Here is a 3,425-nt window from a genome sequence, read left to right on the forward strand (position 1 = left end):
GGTGGCGGAGGGCAGGAGAGGCGCGTGCGGGAGGGCGGAGAGCATTGCGGTTCAGTCAGGGGCGCGGGTGGCGCGCTGTCGGGTGGAGGGGGACGTCGTGGAGGTCTCGGTGACGGTGGACGTGAGGGTTCCCATGGGGATCGGCGCCCTGGAGGTTATGTCACGGGCACGGGCTGGCCCTGTGAGGTGAAACGGCGTAGCCTGGCGCGATGCGGCTCGTTGCACAGAGTGTCAATAGGGCGCGGGAGGATGAAACACCCTGCCTCTTTGTCATCTCTCTGTGACTTTTGCTACTGAGTGGTACGTTACTGTGCCGTAAGCACGTAGTTATCACTCGGCACGGTGCGCCCCGCGAGTCGGGGCGAGGCGAGCGGGACGTTGTCGAAGGGATTGAGGCCGTGACCATCACTCGCAGGATCGGTGCAGTCGCAGTCGCGGCGCCACTTGCGATGGGTGTTCCGGTACTCGCGGCCTTGCCCGCGCAGGCCGCCTCGACGGGCGTCACTGCCCCGGCGGACAACTCGGTCGTCACGAGCGGCTCGCAGCTGACCGCCAAGGCTCGCTTCGATTTCGCGCTCACGATGCAGCTGCGGGTGAGGGGCCCCGGGATCGGCGACAGGGTTCTGCAGGAGCGGTTTCTTGCGGGCAGCCTGTCCGGGACGTTCCCGATCCCTCGAAACGGCAGCTACACCGTCTACCTGAGGGGCAAGCAGACCGGTCACGTCTACGGCGACAGCACCTTCCAGGTGCGTATCGCGCCGGCCGCGCCCACCGGAGTGTCCGCGCGAGTGTCGGGCAACAAGCTCGTGGTGAAGTGGAACCGCGGCCTTGAGGACGACCTCAACGGCTACACGCTCTCGGGCTCCGGTGTCCGATCAACGTCCGGTTCGGTCAGCTCGCTCTGTCAGGGGACGAACTGCTCCGCCAGCCTCTCGATGACCCGGTCGAGTGGGCCGGTGTCCGTGGGCGTCCGGGCGCGGCGTCCAACCGGGTCGGGCGGGTCGCTGTACTCGGGCACCACCACTGCGAGCGCCATGGCCGCCGGTTCCGCTGCCCTGCCTGGGGGTGCCGCGCCGTCCCTGCCCTCGGGGAGCGGTGTGCCTGGGGCCGGAACACCGCTGACGCCGTTCAATAACGAGTCGCCGGTTACCCTCCCGTCCGTCCAACCGGACGGCGCGACGCCCGGCTTCGCCTACCCCGCGCCACAGATCGCCGCTGATTCGCCGAGAACTCAGAACGTTGCAGCGACCGAACGGCTCCAGTGGGGCAAGAGCGTGGGCATCGCGCTGGTCCTGCTGATCGCCGCCGCGCATCTCGGGACCTGGACGCGCCGCTTGCGCGTCGCCCAGGCGGGAACGAGCAACAGCGGCATGGCGGCCCGCATTGCGCGTAGCGGGACCGGGCGGAAGCGGGTCAGTCAGGCGCGTCGGCAGATCGCACGTGCCGAGGCACGCGCCAAGACGGCTCCGGTCTTGGCCGTTGTTGAGAAGGACAAGGACGCGCAGGGGGAGTCAGTTCCGTCCGCTGGCGATGCGAAGGCCCTCGCTGTGTCAGGGGAGAAGGCGAAGGTCTCGCGTCGTCCCGCAGCGCTTGGTAAGCGTTCCGGCGGGGGCGTGAACGTCCGTATCGCCCAGTCCCCCTCCATCACCAAGCGCAAGCACGGCCGCCGCCGCAAGTAATCGCCGTCGCAGACGAGCGCATCGCCTCTCCCGGCGGCACCCCCGCGCGGGCGCAGGCTTCGGCGCGTTCTTCCTCGCGTGGAGATGCTGCTCGAGGCCCCGGGTCGAGCGGTAGGTCACCATCGTCCGCGACCATGTGCTGGCTGGCCGGTCGTTTGCATCTTTCGACGAGCTGGATAAAGCATTCCTGTCGTGGGTGCCGCTGTGCCGCCGCGCCGCGCGCCGTACCCACGGTGAGGTGATCGGAGTGCGGGCCCGCCGACTGCGGGCGGTTCGGCCTGCCCGTAGCTGGGACGGACCGGCATCTGCGGCACGTCGGCAAGGACTGTCTGGTCGCCTTCGAGGCCAACCTCTACTCCGTCCCCGCGGCCGGGATGTTCCCCCGGCAACTGGTGGAGGTGCGCGCTTCTTCGGCCACCGTCAGCCTGCACGCCATCGTCCCCGATGCGTCTATCTCCGCCCGCACATTCTCGTGCTGGACGAAGTCGGCTACCTACCGCTGGCACGTGATGAAGCCAACCCGGTCTTCCAGACGATCTCCAAAATTAATGAGAAGGCTCGACCTGCTGACCAGCAACAAAGCCTTCTCTGAATGGGAAGCGTATTCGGCGACGAGGTCCTTGCCGCCGCCATCCTCGACCGTTTCCCGCACCACGGCGAAGTCATCCCCAGCAACGGACCAAGCTACCGGCTCAAAATCAACCGGCTCGCCGTCGTCGAGACCCAAGTCGCCACCACCGGCTGAGTTCCTTCCACTGCCCGAAGTAGCACTATCGCCCTCATGGAGTGCATCTTCTGCGACCTGCTCAACTCGGGCACCGCGCGCTGGGTCACTCGTGAGCCCTCCGCTGCCGCTTTCGCGCCGCTACGTCGTCCCCTCGCGCCAGGACACACACTGGTCATTCCAACACGTCACTACACCGATATCTTCGACACGCCGTCCGGCCTGCTCTCTGAGGTCATGACGTTGGTCCAGCGCCTGGCCAAGGCCATACGCGTCACCCTCGGCGCCAGCGGCGTGAATATTCTTCATGCCAGCGGCCCCAACTCGGAACAATCGGTCCCGCATCTGCACTTCCATCTGATTCCGCGTTGGCCCGACGACGGATTCTCGACCTGGCCCGCTGGACAGTCCCGTCACCGCGTCACCGCTGACCCGATCGCGGAGCTGACCAACGCGCTGAGATCGCACGATTAGGCGGCATTGGTGGACGAGACCCGACCACCTCTGCGCGCTTACCCGTACTCCCACTCTGCACATCAGCTAGTACGCCGACACCCTCGCAGCAGGCCCGTGGGCGTGATCATGCTAGACGCGTCGCGGTGGGACGGCGGCCGAGACGACCGCGTCCGCGTAGGTGGGGGCATCGCACTGAGCGGTGATGCGGCACCGCCGTGCACCGGTGACTGGCTGGCGCTGGGACCGGCCGGCGCCGCGACCAGGCGGCGCTGGCTCCGGCCGCGCTGCGACTGCGCGGTGCTGCGATCGGGCCGGGCTGCGATCGGGCCGGGCTGCGATCGGGCCGGGCTGCGATCGGGCCGGGCTGGGTCCGGGCGGCGCTGGGTCCGGGCGGCGCTGGGACCGCGTCGCGCTGCCACCTGGCGGCACTGCCACCGGGCGCTGGGGCCGGGCCGTGCTGGGCCCGGGCTGTGCTGGGACCGGGCGGCGCCGCGACTAGGCGGCGCTGAGGCCGGCCGCGCTGCGACTGCGCGGTGCTGCGATCGGGCCGGGCTGGGTCCGGGCGG

General features: G+C 68.8%; 4 protein-coding genes. 3 read left to right on the forward strand and 1 reads right to left on the reverse strand.

Features of this window, described 5'->3' with window-relative positions; translation table 11 throughout:
* Both E1287_RS45275 and E1287_RS42570 read left to right on the forward strand, forming a co-directional pair.
* Positions 1–190, forward strand: a 190-nt coding sequence (locus E1287_RS45275) for a hypothetical protein (RefSeq protein WP_207934810.1), incomplete at its 5' end; no start/stop codon positions are given.
* Positions 191–398: 208 nt separating this feature from the next.
* On the forward strand, positions 399–1,679 hold the full coding sequence (locus E1287_RS42570; RefSeq protein WP_131971728.1) for a hypothetical protein: 1,281 nt from the start codon (positions 399–401) through the stop codon (positions 1,677–1,679).
* 493 nt (positions 1,680–2,172) lie between these two features.
* Here the strand turns inward: E1287_RS42570 and E1287_RS45280 are convergent, their stop codons facing one another.
* Positions 2,173–2,406: a hypothetical protein gene (locus E1287_RS45280; RefSeq protein WP_207934811.1), complete on the reverse strand. Its 234-nt coding sequence runs from the start codon at positions 2,404–2,406 to the stop codon at positions 2,173–2,175.
* Positions 2,407–2,460: 54 nt separating this feature from the next.
* On the opposite strand from E1287_RS45280, the gene E1287_RS42580 reads away from it, so the two are divergent.
* A complete protein-coding gene (locus E1287_RS42580) occupies positions 2,461–2,877 on the forward strand; it encodes an HIT family protein (RefSeq protein ID WP_131971730.1) in 417 nt (138 codons plus the stop codon).
* The last annotated feature ends 548 nt before the right edge of the window (positions 2,878–3,425 follow it).

This window comes from Actinomadura sp. KC06 (assembly GCF_004348735.1).
Classification (GTDB): domain Bacteria; phylum Actinomycetota; class Actinomycetes; order Streptosporangiales; family Streptosporangiaceae; genus Spirillospora.

Bases quoted from the DNA above. Each gene is read 5' to 3' on its own strand.
- E1287_RS42580 (WP_131971730.1), top strand. From the start codon at position 2,461: ATGGAGTGCATCTTCTGCGACCTGCTCAACTCGGGCACCGCGCGCTGG.